The 14,148-nt window shown below is 52.5% G+C and carries 11 protein-coding genes; 3 read left to right on the plus strand and 8 right to left on the minus strand.

Annotation, left to right across the window (positions count from 1 at the left end):
* Positions 1 to 82: 82 nt before the first annotated feature.
* From glpC to glpA, 3 genes are read right to left on the minus strand one after another with little or no spacing between them, the layout of a single operon-like run.
* Entirely contained in the window at positions 83 to 1,273 is a 1,191-nt protein-coding gene (gene glpC / locus OGX90_RS08310) for an anaerobic glycerol-3-phosphate dehydrogenase subunit GlpC (RefSeq protein WP_234692632.1), read from the minus strand.
* Positions 1,270 to 2,529 (minus strand): glycerol-3-phosphate dehydrogenase subunit GlpB, encoded by a 1,260-nt coding sequence (gene glpB, locus OGX90_RS08315; protein WP_234692633.1) that lies wholly within the window; start codon positions 2,527 to 2,529, stop codon positions 1,270 to 1,272. The genes glpC and glpB overlap by 4 nt, the downstream gene beginning before the upstream one ends.
* Complete coding sequence (gene glpA / locus OGX90_RS08320; RefSeq protein WP_234692634.1) at positions 2,519 to 4,147, minus strand: anaerobic glycerol-3-phosphate dehydrogenase subunit A; 1,629 nt, start codon at positions 4,145 to 4,147, stop codon at positions 2,519 to 2,521. Before glpA ends, glpB begins: the two co-directional genes overlap by 11 nt.
* Positions 4,148 to 4,417: 270 nt before the next feature.
* Between glpA and glpT the strand changes: the two genes are divergently transcribed.
* Both glpT and glpQ read left to right on the plus strand, forming a co-directional pair.
* Positions 4,418 to 5,776, plus strand: coding sequence for a glycerol-3-phosphate transporter (glpT, locus tag OGX90_RS08325; RefSeq protein ID WP_286623511.1), 1,359 nt, complete (start codon positions 4,418 to 4,420; stop codon positions 5,774 to 5,776).
* Between the two features lie 3 nt (positions 5,777 to 5,779).
* Entirely contained in the window at positions 5,780 to 6,847 is a 1,068-nt protein-coding gene (gene glpQ / locus OGX90_RS08330) for a glycerophosphodiester phosphodiesterase (protein ID WP_103014186.1), read from the plus strand.
* A gap of 61 nt (positions 6,848 to 6,908) precedes the next feature.
* Here glpQ and OGX90_RS08335 read toward each other — a convergent pair whose 3' ends face one another.
* Positions 6,909 to 7,787 (minus strand): LysR family transcriptional regulator, encoded by an 879-nt coding sequence (locus tag OGX90_RS08335; protein WP_048234858.1) that lies wholly within the window; start codon positions 7,785 to 7,787, stop codon positions 6,909 to 6,911.
* Between the two features lie 160 nt (positions 7,788 to 7,947).
* On the opposite strand from OGX90_RS08335, the gene OGX90_RS08340 reads away from it, so the two are divergent.
* Positions 7,948 to 9,138 (plus strand): MFS transporter, encoded by a 1,191-nt coding sequence (locus tag OGX90_RS08340; protein WP_286623514.1) that lies wholly within the window; start codon positions 7,948 to 7,950, stop codon positions 9,136 to 9,138.
* Positions 9,139 to 9,141: 3 nt separating this feature from the next.
* Here the strand turns inward: OGX90_RS08340 and yfaE are convergent, their stop codons facing one another.
* From yfaE to ubiG, 4 genes are all read right to left on the minus strand, one after another.
* On the minus strand, positions 9,142 to 9,396 hold the full coding sequence (gene yfaE, locus OGX90_RS08345; RefSeq protein ID WP_003027609.1) for a ferredoxin-like diferric-tyrosyl radical cofactor maintenance protein YfaE: 255 nt from the start codon (positions 9,394 to 9,396) through the stop codon (positions 9,142 to 9,144).
* Positions 9,396 to 10,526, minus strand: a complete 1,131-nt coding sequence (nrdB, locus tag OGX90_RS08350; RefSeq protein ID WP_286623516.1) for a class Ia ribonucleoside-diphosphate reductase subunit beta — start codon at positions 10,524 to 10,526, stop codon at positions 9,396 to 9,398. The genes yfaE and nrdB overlap by 1 nt, the downstream gene beginning before the upstream one ends.
* A gap of 110 nt (positions 10,527 to 10,636) precedes the next feature.
* The gene (gene nrdA / locus OGX90_RS08355) at positions 10,637 to 12,922 is read right to left on the minus strand and encodes a class 1a ribonucleoside-diphosphate reductase subunit alpha (RefSeq protein WP_286623518.1); all 2,286 of its coding nucleotides are present in this window, start codon (positions 12,920 to 12,922) and stop codon (positions 10,637 to 10,639) included.
* A 419-nt stretch (positions 12,923 to 13,341) separates the two neighbouring features.
* Positions 13,342 to 14,070, minus strand: coding sequence for a bifunctional 2-polyprenyl-6-hydroxyphenol methylase/3-demethylubiquinol 3-O-methyltransferase UbiG (gene ubiG, locus OGX90_RS08360; protein ID WP_008785314.1), 729 nt, complete (start codon positions 14,068 to 14,070; stop codon positions 13,342 to 13,344).
* Between the last annotated feature and the right edge of the window lie 78 nt (positions 14,071 to 14,148).

Genomic DNA, 14,148 nt, shown 5'->3' on the forward strand with positions numbered 1-14,148 from the left:
ATACGTCCGACTGCAACGTATTCAATTAAGCAGAACGGGCTACGTAAAAATGCCCGGTAGCAAACGCCACCGGGCAACAGAGTTAACCCAACGCTTTGGCAAGCAGGGTGATAGGATGTTCGCAGCGTTTGCTTGTAGACATCTCAATCTGCCATTTACAGGTTTCGCAGTCGGTGACGACGATATCAGCGCCGCTTTCTTCAATTTGGCGGAATAACGGTGCGCCAATAGACTGTGAAGTCGGATAGTTTTCCTTTTTAAAGCCGTAAGTCCCGGCAATCCCGCAACACTGAGAATCCAGCACCGTCAGCTCCAGCCCTGGAATTTGTCGCAGTAGCTCCAGCGTATAGAGCGTCCAGCCCATTTTCTCCATGTGACATGGCGTGTGATAGACCACCTTCAGCGGCAGCGTCTTCAGCGGCAGCGTTTTACCTTCATCCAGCTTGCGCCATAGCCAGCGGGTTGCCAGTTCAATGTGTTCACGCAGGCCTGAGTTGTCGACATCCAGCACTTCCGGATATTCATCACGTAGCGCAAAGGTACAGGTTGATGAGGTGGCGATCACCGGAATGCCTTTGCCATCAATCGCCTCTCTGAGTGAGGCCACGTTGCTTACTGCCTGCTTACGCGCTTTATCGGTAAAACCGTTGGCAATCAGCGGTACGCCGCAGCATTTCTCTTTACTCAGCAGTTGCACGCCAGTACCCATCGCATTCAACACCTTGATCAGGTCTTTGCCGAGCTGGGGATGGTTGTAATTCACAAAACAGCCGTGGAAAAAGGCGACCTGATCCTGGTACTGCACCTGCTGTGCGGCAACGCTGCGATACCAGCGGCGGAAGGTGCCAAAGGAGTACTTCGGCAGCGTACGGCGATGATCGATTTTTAACGCGTAATCCAGCAGTTGACGCACCGGTTTTAATGAGGTAGCGGTATTCACTATAGGGGCGAAGGGGGTGGATACACTGCCCATTAAATCGGTATGACTTAAGACAAAGTTACGCAACGATGGGCGCGTCGTGTCGTATTTGGCGCGCGCGCGCTGGATGATATCGCCGATTTTCACGTCTGACGGACAGGCCACTTCGCAGCGTTTACAGTTGATGCAGTATTTCAGCGCGTCGTCATATAGCGCGCCATCTTTCAGGCGCAGACGTTCACCGTCCGGGCCGGCCTGCTTAGGGCCCGGGTAGCTCGGATTGACGCGGCTTACCGGGCAGGCGGTGGTGCACACCGTACATTTGATACAACTTTCAAAACGTGTGTCGCTCATTGCTGTCCTCCTGCACGTTTCGCAATATGATGCGCGGCATGTAAGGCGCTAACTGCGCACACGCCGCCTCCGCAACCTTGGGCGATAGGATCGAATCCTCCGAGAACGGAACCAATGGCATACATGTTCTCTATCGTTTTTCCCGCCAGTGATGGGCGTAATGCGGAATCGGTAGTCACGCCAAACTGTTGCCACGGTTGTGGATCGAAAACATCACGCTGATACCACTCGGCGCGGGTAGCTGTTTGCTGTACATCCAGTCCCAGGATTGGTTCATGGATTGCCTCACGCGAGGCGACCAGCCCGCTGCTGAAGAAGCTGCCGCTGGCGAGCACGGCGAAACGTGGCCGCAAGGGGATATCGGCATGATTTCGGGTCCAGATTTCGCTGACCACGCCATCCTGACAGGTGATTTTTTTCACTTCATCACCCGGCATCCACACTCCGCCCTGGCGTACAAACTGGCGCTGCAATTTGTTGTGCAAACGCATGCCCAGCACCGAAGGTGGTAGGGTCGGTAACAGTGTCAGCGAGCAGGGGAGGCGCTCGTTAAGCCACTGCCAGAGCCGCTCATCGGCCAGACCAAAGCATGCCGGCATGATTATCATGTCGCAGGTTTTTGCCATTGGCAGCAATGCGTCATAGAGCAGCGACCATTTATCTTCGTTATCCAGCAGGCGCGCAATATTAACGGCGCGAAACTCGGTTGGGTTATCACGCAGGACATCCAGCTCCGGTAGCTCGATTTCTGCCGTCTCGACGCTGAGATTGCGTTGGCGTAATGACGCTGCGGCGAGATGCGCCTGAAAATCCAGTAACCCGCTAATCCCTACAACGCAGATACGCTGTGCGGACAGCGGCCAGACCGGCACTTCCGGGGAACTTAACCAGGTTGAGCGCAGGGTGCCTAGCGGGGTAACACGTTGATGCGCCTGATGCACTTTGCCTTGCAAATGCGTTCCGCATTCGTCCAGTAAATTTTGCGCCTGCTGGGCCAGTTCCAGAACGTTCTGTGTTCCGATGGTACTATACGGATGTGCGGGCGCCTGAGTGCGCAGTGCATTCAAACCCGCTTCTATATCTGTCACCGGTTGACCATCGGGTAAGCTGCTGAGCAAATCCAGTGAGCCGGAGGAAAAATGCAGGGCGCTTTGGCCGCGGGTAACAATCGTGCAGCGCAGTCCGCTTTTTTGCAGTTGCAGGCCACATAGCAGTCCGGCGAGGCCGCCGCCGATAATGACGGTATCAAATTTCATCCTGGTGCTCCTTTTCCAGACCACACAACCCTTGATAAACCCAGCGCGTGAATTCGCTTTCGCGCAGCGCATCTCCCCAGGCGATAGGCTGCACGCCTTTCCAGCGTTCGTTGAGGAAGTCGGAAAGCTGGGTAATGGACTGCGCTGCGGTAGTGACATTAAAACGTTGCAGCAAACCTGCGGCGCGGCAGGCACACAATTCACCCTGGCAGGTCCCCATTCCAACACGGGTACGGCGACGCAAATCGAGCAGGCTGTTGACGGTTAAATTCTCGACGGCGTATTGCACTTCGCCTGCGGTGACTGCTTCGCATTCGCAGACCAGGCTGCGGTGCTGACGGCCTTCGCTAAGCCAGGCAGGGGTGCGATCGCCGTGACGGTAGACCGCCGAGCCGCGTAGTGGCGCGGGCAATGAGATCACGCGTTTAAGCGTATGCTCGGTAGATTCCTGTGAGCCAGGCAGCGCGGTGTCTGCCGTTGTGCAAGGCTGGGTATTGCCCAGCTTACGGCAAACGGCATCGGTGGCCCATTCCGCCATCAGGCGGTAGGTCATCAGTTTGCCGCCGGTAATGGTGATAAACCCTTCCAGTCCGTCACGCTCAGCGTGATCGAACAGTACAATCCCACGGCTGACGTTACGACCGCTTGGGTCGTCGTCGCTGGCCACCAGCGGGCGTACGCCGGAGTAGGCGCGTAAAATGCGCGTTTTCGCCATAATCGGCGCCAGCTTCTCGCCTTCACGCAGCAGAATATCGACCTCTTCTGCGGTGACGCGGTTGCTGTCGATATCGTCGTAATCAATGTGCTGTGAGGTGGTACCGATCAGTGAAATGGTATCGCCAGGCACCAGAATATCGGCGTCAGAAGGCTTACGACAGCGGTTAATGACATGCTGGTTAATGCGATGATCCATAATCAGCAACGAACCTTTGGCCGGGAACATACGGATGCTCAGATCGGCATATTCCGCAATGCGTTGACCCCAGATCCCAGCGGCGTTGACGACAACCGGCGCATGCAGGGACTGCATTTCGCCTGTCAGATGATTGCGCACGTTAACGCCGCAAACCGTTGCGCCTTCGCGGAGCAGTCCCGTCACTTCATGCGCCGTTAAGATAACCGCGCCATGCTCACGCGCATCCAGCATGTTAGCTGCTGTTAAGCGGAAAGGATCGACCGTGCCGTCTGGTACTTTTACTGCACCAATCAGCTGTGGATTCACAGAAGGTTCGATAATACGTGCCTGCTGAGGGTCAATCGCTTCTGCGTGAATCCCTGCCTCTTCACATGCGCGAATAAAGGTGGCCTGGAAAGACAGCTCATCCTCCGGCAGAGTAATAAACAGACCGTCCGTTGGCTCAATGCAATGACGGGCGATACGTTTCAGAATTTGGTTTTCGCTGATGCACTCACGGGCAGATTCAGCGTCGGTGACGGCGTAGCGTGCACCGCTGTGCAGCAGACCGTGGTTGCGCCCGGTCGCACCTGTGGCGATATCGTGGCGTTCCACTAAGATGACGCGCAACCCGCGCAGCGCACAGTCACGTGCGATCCCTGCACCTGTTGCTCCTCCACCAATGATAATCACGTCACTTGTTTGCGAGTCGCGAGTTTTCATTGTTTTTCCTCACAGTTCGTTTTTTATCATTTAGCCACATAAAAAACATGGATTGTTTGATTTCGCGCATAATCGCTCATTATTCGAAAATGAAACGTGATTCCGTGCGCCTTTATGAACATTTGTCATAAATCTGTAACAATATGTGCTGCGTTTCACATTTTTGTTAGGTATCTTTCCTTAACATCGCGGCCACACTGGAAGCGGTAGGGTAGTAATGACGAACTGCAGTGTTTACTTCGAATGAAAGACGGCCACGGAGGCTACACTATGTTGAGTATTTTTAAACCAGCGCCACATAAGGCGCGTTTGCCTGCTACGGAGATCGATCCGACATATCGTCGATTGCGTTGGCAGATTTTCCTGGGGATTTTCTTTGGTTATGCCGCGTACTATCTGGTACGTAAGAACTTCGCCCTGGCGATGCCATATCTGGTTGAGCAGGGTTTCTCTCGCGGCGATCTGGGTTTTGCGTTGTCCGGTATCTCCATCGCTTACGGATTTTCGAAATTCATCATGGGGTCCGTTTCGGATCGCTCGAATCCGCGCGTTTTCCTGCCAGCAGGTTTGATTCTGGCTGCCGCAGTGATGTTGTTTATGGGCTTTGTGCCGTGGGCGATATCGAGCATTGCGATAATGTTTGTGCTGCTGTTCCTCTGCGGATGGTTCCAGGGGATGGGGTGGCCGCCGTGTGGTCGTACCATGGTGCACTGGTGGTCGCAGAAAGAACGTGGCGGTATTGTTTCCGTCTGGAACTGTGCGCACAACGTGGGCGGCGGTCTGCCTCCTCTGCTGTTCCTGCTCGGTATGGCCTGGTTCAATGACTGGAAAGCGGCGCTGTATATGCCTGCTTTCGGTGCGATTGTGGTTGCGCTGTTCGCCTTTGCGATGATGCGTGATACGCCGCAGTCATGCGGCCTGCCGCCTATCGAAGAGTATAAGAACGACTATCCGGACGATTACAACGAGAAAGCGGAAGAAGAGCTGACTGCGAAGCAGATCTTCATGCAGTATGTACTGCCAAACAAACTGTTGTGGTACATCGCTATCGCCAACGTGTTTGTTTATCTGCTGCGCTACGGCATCCTGGACTGGTCACCGACCTACCTGAAAGAAGTGAAGCATTTCGCACTCGATAAATCATCCTGGGCCTACTTCCTGTATGAGTATGCGGGTATTCCGGGCACGCTGCTGTGCGGCTGGATGTCGGATAAAGTCTTCCGTGGTAACCGTGGTGCGACCGGCGTGTTCTTTATGACGCTGGTAACTATTGCGACCATCGTTTACTGGATGAACCCGGCAGGCAACCCGAACGTGGATATGGCTTGTATGATCATCATCGGCTTCTTGATCTACGGCCCGGTAATGTTGATTGGTCTGCACGCGCTGGAACTGGCACCGAAAAAAGCGGCGGGTACGGCAGCTGGCTTTACCGGTCTGTTCGGTTATCTCGGCGGTTCTGTGGCTGCGAGCGCCATTGTTGGCTACACCGTTGACTTCTTCGGTTGGGACGGCGGCTTTATGGTGATGATTGGCGGTAGCGTGCTGGCGGTTATCCTGCTGGTGGTCGTCATGATTGGCGAAAAACGCCATCACGAAGAGATGCAACTGAAACGTAACGGGGGCTAATAGATGAAAACTACATTGAAAAGTCTCAGCGTGGCGCTGATGCTCACAGGTATGGTGGTCAGCAGCGCGGCGGTTGCCGCAGATAAAATCGTGATTGCGCACCGTGGTGCGAGCGGTTATCTACCGGAGCATACGCTGCCAGCGAAAGCGATGGCCTATGCCCAGGGGGCGGATTATCTGGAGCAGGATTTGGTGATGACCAAGGATGACCATCTGGTCGTCCTGCATGACCATTATCTTGACCGCGTCACCGATGTTGCCGAGCGTTTCCCGGATCGGGCGCGTAAAGACGGGCGTTACTACGCTATCGACTTTACGCTGGATGAAATTAAATCGCTGAAATTTACCGAAGGCTTCGATATCGAAAATGGCAAAAAGGTCCAGACCTACCCAGGGCGCTTCCCGATGGGTAAATCTGATTTCCGCGTGCACACGTTCGAAGAAGAGATTGAGTTTGTTCAGGGATTAAATCATTCCACCGGTAAAAACATCGGTATTTACCCGGAAATGAAAGCGCCGTGGTTCCATCACCAGGAAGGGAAGGATATTGCGGCTAAGACGCTGGAAGTGCTGAAAAAGTACGGGTATACCGACAAGAACGACAAGGTCTATCTGCAATGTTTTGATGTTGCAGAGTTAAAGCGCATTAAGAATGAACTGGAACCGAAGATGGGGATGGATCTCAATCTGGTACAGTTGATTGCGTACACCGACTGGAATGAAACTCAGGAGAAAAAGCCGGACGGTAGTTGGGTTAATTACAACTACGACTGGATGTTTAAGCCGGGTGCCATGAAGCAGGTTGCGCAGTATGCGGACGGCATTGGGCCGGACTACCACATGCTGATTGATGAGAAGTCGAAGAAGGGCAATATCTCGTTAACTGGCATGGTGCAGGACGCACATCAGAATAAGATGGTGGTGCATCCTTATACCGTTCGCGCCGATCAACTGCCGGATTACACCACTGACGTAAACCAGCTGTATGACATTCTTTATAACAAGGCGGACGTTGACGGGCTGTTTACCGACTTCCCCGACAAAGCAGTGAAATTCTTGAATAAAGAGTGATGGCGTAAGGCCTGTGATGCACCTCCGGTCACAGGCCTAAATGGATGAAACGTTTTAACTGCTAGATAAGGCCGTCTGCTGTCAACGTTTCCATACATGCCTGCAGGAGAAATAAAGGGCTGCCGTCCACCGGCGGCTCTTTTGCCAGTAAGGATATCTGTCGATAGAACGTCGGTTCCAGCGCGACTGAGCGTACTTTCCCACCAACCGCCTTCAGCGTTAATTCCGGTAATAACGCTATACCCAGCCCCTGACGAATAAAGCTCATCGCGGTATCCGGATGGTTAAACTCGTATTTAATGACCGGTTCAATTCCCTTCTCTTTAAATAGCGTCATGATGCTTAATTCATAGCGACCTTTGCTGATAATGAGCGGTTCTCCAACCAGTTGTTCCACTGAAATTGTGCTATTGGCCGCCAGCGGATGGCTTTCAGGAACTACAACGGTAAATTTGTCGCGATACACCGGTACGCAGTACATGCCATTTACCGGGAAATGCACAAATCCCGCATCGATGTCCCCACTGCGCAGGGAATCAACGATTGCCGTGCTGTTTTCTTCATAAGGGATAATTTTGATGTGCGGGTGATGCTGTTCGAAGTGGTGGATGATGCCGGGCAAAATGCAGGCACAGGCGCTGGGAAAGCAGCCGATACGCAGGGTTCTGGCCGGGTTTTGTCGCTCTTGCTCGGCAATCTCTTTCACCGCGTTGGTTTCAGACACGATCGTCCGCAGGTGTGAAACGATCCGACTCCCGGCCGGACTAAGTTGAATGTCTTTGCGGCGTTCGCGGATAAGAATATCAACCCCTAGTTCTTCCTCTAGCGCTGAAATTGCCTGGCTAACGGCGGATTGGGTCATGTACAGCCGCTTGCTGGCTTCGGTAAAACCACCGTACTCAAGTACGGCAAGCAGGGCGTGGATCTGGGTTAATGTCATTAGCTCCCTCTAATCAATAATATTAAAACGATTAATTTCTCTAATATAATGGACCTGTTTATACTTGCGGTCTACCGTAAAATCACACTTCGACGCACCTGTCCGTAGTTCAGTTGAGCTGAGCGTTGCCTGCGTGCGCCGTCTGGACAGGTTGTCGAATATGAAAGAAAAACTGTGGACGAAAGATTTTTGGGCAATAACGATAATCAGCTTTATTATATTTTTTGTTTTTTATGTCCTGCTCACGCTGTTACCGATCTATATTTCGGATCGCCTGCATGCCACTCCAGATAAGGCCGGATTATTAGTCACCTTCTTTTTGGGGGCCGCCATTGTTGTGCGCCCGTTTGCGGGACAATGGGTAGGAAAATATTCGAATAAAATAATTCTGGTGCTCTCTTCTCTGGCCTTTTTGGTGGTCACTGCGCTGTATCCTTTTTGCCACTCAATTGAATCACTGCTGTTGATTCGGGTGCTTCATGGTGTAACGTTTGGCGTTATTACCACGGTAAAAGGAACGATTTCCGCGCGGTTGATACCGGCCTCCCGACGTGGGGAGGGCATCAGTTTTTTCTCGTTAGCCATGGGACTGGCAATGGTTGTGGGGCCGTGGGTAGGGTTGAACATGGCACGCTGGGAAGCTTTTACCACTGCATTCTGGCTGTGTAGCGCGGTTGCCGTACTGGGTATTATCCTGTCATTGATTGTCGCCGTACCGCCGGTTATCCGTCATGCTGACGGCTCAAAACCGAAGCTGGGATTTGCTGCAATGTTTGATCGCGCCGCACTGCCTTTCGCGATGGTGACATTTTTCATGACCTTTTCGTACGCGGGCGTTTCCGCTTTTCTCGCACTGTATGCGCGCGAGCTCGATCTAATGGCCGCCGCCAGTAATTTCCTGCTGTGCTACGCCATTTGCCTGATGATCTGTCGAACCTTTACCGGCAATATTTGTGATAAAAAAGGGCCGAAATACGTGGTCTATCCGTGTTTGCTGGCCTTCACCGTCGGACTGGTGGCGCTTGGCTATACTAACGGCAGCATTATGATGATTATTTCCGGTGGATTAATTGGCATCGGTTATGGTTCGGTCACACCCGTATTTCAGACACAAATTATTAGTTCGGTGGAACCCCATAAAATTGGTATCGCCAATTCGCTGTTTTTCAATGCGATGGATGCAGGAATGGCAATCGGCGCGTTTATCATGGGGATGATGGTTGAGGGTGTGGGATATCGGGCGATTTATCTGGCGGGTGCGCTGCTGGTGGTACTGGCCGGGGCGCTGTATATCATGCAGATGAAAAAACGCGGAGACGTGGTACTGGTCTCCGCGCATGAAGTTCACTAAACACTATAACTCTATTTCAATATCGCCTTTTGCCCGGCAACAGCACGGCAATATTTCACCGGGCTGAATGAAGGCCAGCGGTTCTGCAATCCAGTCAACCTGTCCCGCCACCAGGCGGGTACGGCAGGAGCCGCAGTATCCTTCACGACACTGATATTCGACTTCAACATCGTGCGACTCGAGCGCGGCAAGCAGGGAAGGGTGTTCATCCTGGCACAGCAACTGCGTGCCAGAGATGCGCAGAGTCACGCGGCCCATCAGAGCTGGAAGTTACTCAGATCGTCAGTATCGACTTCGGCATCGATCTGGCCGACCAGATAAGAGCTGACTTCCACTTCCTGCGGCGCAACCTGGACGTTATCGGACACCAGCCAGGTGTTGATCCACGGGATCGGGTTAGAACGTGTCTGGAATGGCAGATCGAGCCCAACAGCCTGCATACGGATGTTGGTGATGTACTCAACGTACTGGCACAGAATATCTTTGTTCAGGCCAATCATTGAGCCATCACGGAACAGATAATCTGCCCACTCTTTTTCCTGCAGCGCGGCCTGTACGAACAGGTCGTAGCATTCTTGTTTGCACTCCTCGGCAATTTCCGCCATCTCCGGATCGTCCACGCCGCTGCGCAGCAGGTTCAGCATATGCTGAGTACCGGTCAGGTGCAGGGCTTCGTCGCGGGCGATCAGACGAATAATTTTCGCGTTGCCTTCCATCAGTTCACGTTCGGCGAAGGCGAAAGAGCAGGCGAAGCTGACATAAAAGCGGATCGCTTCCAGCGCGTTCACGCTCATCAGGCACAGATACAGCTTCTTCTTCAGCTCACGCAGGTTTACGACAACCGTTTTACCATTAACGGTATGCGCACCTTCACCGAGCAAATGCCAGTAGCTGGTCATCTCGATCAATTCGTCGTAGTAGCTGGAGATGCCTTCTGCGCGTTTCTGGATTTGCTCGTTGGTGACGATATCGTCAAACACCACCGCCGGATCGTTAACGATATTACGGATGATGTGGGTATAAGAGCGGGAGTGGATCGTTTCAGAAAACGCCCACGTTTCCACCCAGGTTTCCAGTTCAGGGATCGAGATTAACGGCAGCAGCGCGACGTTAGGACTACGTCCCTGAATGGAGTCCAGCAGCGTCTGATACTTCAGGTTGCTGATGAAGATATGTTTTTCATGTTCCGGCAATGCCTGGAAGTCGATACGATCGCGAGAAACATCGACTTCTTCCGGACGCCAGAAGAAAGAGAGCTGCTTTTCGATCAGTTTTTCAAAGATGTCATATTTTTGCTGATCGTAGCGGGCGACGTTCACCGGCTGGCCGAAGAACATCGGTTCCAGAAGCTGATCATTTTTCGTCTGTGAAAAAGTGGTGTATGCCATTGATGTGAATCCTGTCTGGAATGTACTGCCGGATGCGCTTTGCTTATCCGGCCTACAATACCGCGAATTAATTTGTAGGCCGGGTAAGCGTTACGCCACCCGGCAAAAGATTAAATCTTACATGCGCCGCTTTCGCAGCCATCGTCCTGAATGGACGGTACCAGATCGTCCTGAGAGTCTTCCGCACCGTCACGGGTGTTCTGATAATACAGCGTTTTGACACCAAATTTGTAGGCGGTGAGCAGGTCTTTCAGCAACTGCTGCATCGGTACTTTTCCGGACGGGAAGCGCGACGGATCGTAGTTGGTGTTGGCGGAAATCGACTGATCGATAAATTTCTGCATGATGCCTACCAGCTGCAGATAGCCGTCGTTGTTTGGCATTTCCCACAGCAGTTCGTATGCGTCGTGCAGGTGTTCGTAGTCCGGCACGACCTGACGCAGAATCCCATCTTTCGATGCTTTGATGCTCACGTAACCGCGTGGCGGTTCAATACCGTTGGTGGCGTTGGAGATCTGCGAAGAGGTCTCGGACGGCATCAGGGCTGACAGCGTGGAGTTACGCAGGCCGTGAGTCTTGATAGATTCACGCAGCTGTTCCCAGTCCATATGCAGCGGTTCGTTAGCGATAGCATCAAGATCTTTTTTATAGGTATCAATCGGCAGAATACCTTTCGCATAGGTGGTTTCGTTAAACCATGGGCATGCGCCTTGCTCTTTTGCCAGCTCGTTAGAAGCCTTCAGCAGGTAATATTGAATCGCTTCAAAGGTTTTGTGAGTCAGGTTATTGGCGCTGCCGTCAGAGTAGCGTTTACCGTTTTTCGCCAGCCAGTAAGCGTAGTTGATCACGCCAATACCCAGCGTACGACGACCCATCGCACCGCGTTTGGCGGCCGGAATCGGATAATCCTGGTAATCGAGCAGCGCATCCAGCGCACGTACCGCCAGTACAGCCAGCTCTTCCAGTTCGTCCAGACTTTCGATAGCGCCCAGGTTAAATGCGGACAGCGTACACAGTGCAATTTCGCCGTTTTCATCGTTAACGTCGGTCAGCGGTTTGGTTGGCAGGGCGATTTCCAGGCACAGGTTGGACTGGCGTACCGGCGCGACAACCGGATCAAACGGGCTATGGGTGTTGCAGTGGTCAACGTTCTGAATGTAGATACGACCGGTCGAGGCACGTTCCTGCATCATCAGTGAGAACAGCTCAACCGCTTTCACGCGCTGTTTGCGGATGCTGTCGTCGTTTTCATATTGGGTGTACAGACGCTCGAACTCATCCTGATCGGCGAAGAACGCGTCATACAGACCCGGGACGTCGGACGGGCTAAACAGGGTGATGTCACCGCCTTTCAGCAGACGGGTGTACATCAGCTTGTTGATCTGTACGCCGTAGTCCATGTGACGAACGCGGTTGCCTTCGACGCCACGGTTGTTTTTCAGGACCAGCAGGCTTTCAACTTCCAGGTGCCACATTGGGTAGAACAGCGTGGCTGCACCACCGCGTACGCCACCCTGAGAGCAGGATTTCACCGCAGTCTGGAAATGCTTGTAGAACGGAATACAGCCGGTGTGGAACGCTTCACCGCCGCGAATCGGGCTACCCAGCGCACGGATGCGACCAGCGTTAATGCCGATACCGGCACGCTGAGAAACGTATTTCACAATTGCGCTGGAGGTTGCGTTGATGGAGTCCAGGCTGTCGCCGCACTCGATTAGTACGCAGGAGCTGAACTGACGCGTTGGGGTACGCACGCCGGACATAATTGGCGTCGGCAGCGAGATTTTGAACGTAGAAACGGCGTCGTAGAAACGTTTTACATATTGCAGACGTGTTTGACGCGGATAGTTAGAGAACAGGCAAGCCGCTACCAGAATGTAGAGGAACTGTGCGCTTTCATAGATCTCACCGGTAACACGGTTTTGCACCAGATATTTACCTTCCAACTGCTTCACCGCAGCGTAGGAGAAGGTCATATCACGGTCGTGTACGATGAACGAGTCCATCTGCTTGAACTCTTCTTCCGTGTAGTCTTCCAGCAGATGATTGTCGTATTTGCCCATTTCAACCATTTTCACGACATGGTCGAACAGCTTTGGCGGTTCAAACTCACCGTACGCTTTTTTACGCAGGTGGAAAATCGCCAGACGGGCAGCCAGATACTGATAATCCGGCGCTTCGCGGGAGATCAGGTCGGCGGCTGCTTTGATGATTGTTTCATGGATGTCGGAGGTCTTGATTCCGTCATAAAACTGAATGTGGGAGCGCAGCTCGACCTGAGAAATCGATACGTTATTCAGTCCTTCTGCCGCCCAATCCAGAACTCGGTGGATTTTGTCGAGATTGATGCGCTCTGTACTACCATCACGCTTTGTCACCAGCAGACTCTGATTCATGTGGTTTTTTACCTGTCCGTGAAAGAAAAAATATCCCCCATATTATCCACAGAGTCATGTTGTGACTAAGTCTGTGGATAAATACTATATGTAGGGGTTGTTTGATAAAATAGACGCTATATGGTGAGTATTCTAGTAGGGATTCTTTTCAGCACAAGAGTTGATTTTGAGGTTAAATTGAGGTTGCAAAAGGGTGATAATCGCTAAGTGCGCGTCTTATAAGGCCTGGCGGGGATGTCAATAATTGAGAAAAAAAATAGAAAATTTGATCGAGTGCTGATTTCTTCATCTAAGGCAAGGAAAGTTCTTATGATCTGGCACAGGATTTGTAGGCCTGATAAGCGAAACGTCATCAGGCATGGTTCCAGTAAGCATGCCGGATGGCGGCGTTGCACGCTTTATCCGGCCTACAGGAGCGGTTAATCAACCTTGGCGGTGGTATGTACCATATAGTTCACATCAACGCCCGGGCCAAGTTTGAAGGTGTTGGTGATGGGGTTGTAATGCAGGCCGGTCATATGGCGCTCTTTCAGTACGGTCTGGTCAACCCACTCTAATAATTCAGCAGGCTTAATAAATTTTTTCACATCGTGCGTGCCTTTCGGCACCATGCGCAGAATATATTCCGCTCCGACCACCGCCATCAGCCAGGATTTGCCGTTGCGGTTAAGCGTGGAGAAAAATACTTCGCCACCCGGTTTGACCAGCCTGGCGCAAGCTCTGACTACTGACTGTGGGTCTGGCACGTGCTCCAGCATTTCCATGCAGGTGACAACGTCATACTGATGTGCATGCTTTTCCGCATGCTCTTCGACGGTTTCTTGTACGTACTCTACCTGGATACCGCTTTCCAGTGCATGCAGTTTTGCTACCTGCAGCGGTTCAAAACCCATGTCCAGTCCGGTGACGGTGGCACCTTCGCGCGCCATACTCTCCGCCAGAATACCGCCGCCGCATCCGACGTCGAGTACCTTTTTACCAAACAGGCCGCCTGAGCGCTCAGTAATATAGCCCAGACGCAGTGGGTTAATGCGGTGCAGCGGCTTAAATTCACCCTCAAGATCCCACCAGCGTGACGCGACTGCTTCAAACTTGGCAATTTCTTCATGGTCAACGTTGTGAGCTACCGGAGGTTTTTCGGCATTCATCGGGGCTTCTACTCCTAAATTTGCGATGCAAATGAGTATATCAGCCTGACGGGATGAATAAAGCCTCTGTCAGGGGGA

The sequence above is a fragment of the Citrobacter sp. Cpo012 genome, from assembly GCF_030333015.1.
Taxonomy (GTDB): Bacteria; Pseudomonadota; Gammaproteobacteria; order Enterobacterales; family Enterobacteriaceae; genus Citrobacter; species Citrobacter portucalensis.

Excerpts from the sequence above, each read along its gene's own strand:
- glpC (WP_234692632.1), bottom strand. The coding sequence starts at position 1,273 with ATGAGCGACACACGTTTTGAAAGTTGTATCAAATGTACGGTGTGCACC.
- glpB (WP_234692633.1), bottom strand. The coding sequence starts at position 2,529 with ATGAAATTTGATACCGTCATTATCGGCGGCGGCCTCGCCGGACTGCTA.
- glpA (WP_234692634.1), bottom strand. The coding sequence starts at position 4,147 with ATGAAAACTCGCGACTCGCAAACAAGTGACGTGATTATCATTGGTGGA.
- glpT (WP_286623511.1), top strand. The coding sequence starts at position 4,418 with ATGTTGAGTATTTTTAAACCAGCGCCACATAAGGCGCGTTTGCCTGCT.
- glpQ (WP_103014186.1), top strand. The coding sequence starts at position 5,780 with ATGAAAACTACATTGAAAAGTCTCAGCGTGGCGCTGATGCTCACAGGT.
- OGX90_RS08335 (WP_048234858.1), bottom strand. The coding sequence starts at position 7,787 with ATGACATTAACCCAGATCCACGCCCTGCTTGCCGTACTTGAGTACGGT.
- OGX90_RS08340 (WP_286623514.1), top strand. The coding sequence starts at position 7,948 with ATGAAAGAAAAACTGTGGACGAAAGATTTTTGGGCAATAACGATAATC.
- yfaE (WP_003027609.1), bottom strand. The coding sequence starts at position 9,396 with ATGGGCCGCGTGACTCTGCGCATCTCTGGCACGCAGTTGCTGTGCCAG.
- nrdB (WP_286623516.1), bottom strand. The coding sequence starts at position 10,526 with ATGGCATACACCACTTTTTCACAGACGAAAAATGATCAGCTTCTGGAA.
- nrdA (WP_286623518.1), bottom strand. The coding sequence starts at position 12,922 with ATGAATCAGAGTCTGCTGGTGACAAAGCGTGATGGTAGTACAGAGCGC.
- ubiG (WP_008785314.1), bottom strand. The coding sequence starts at position 14,070 with ATGAATGCCGAAAAACCTCCGGTAGCTCACAACGTTGACCATGAAGAA.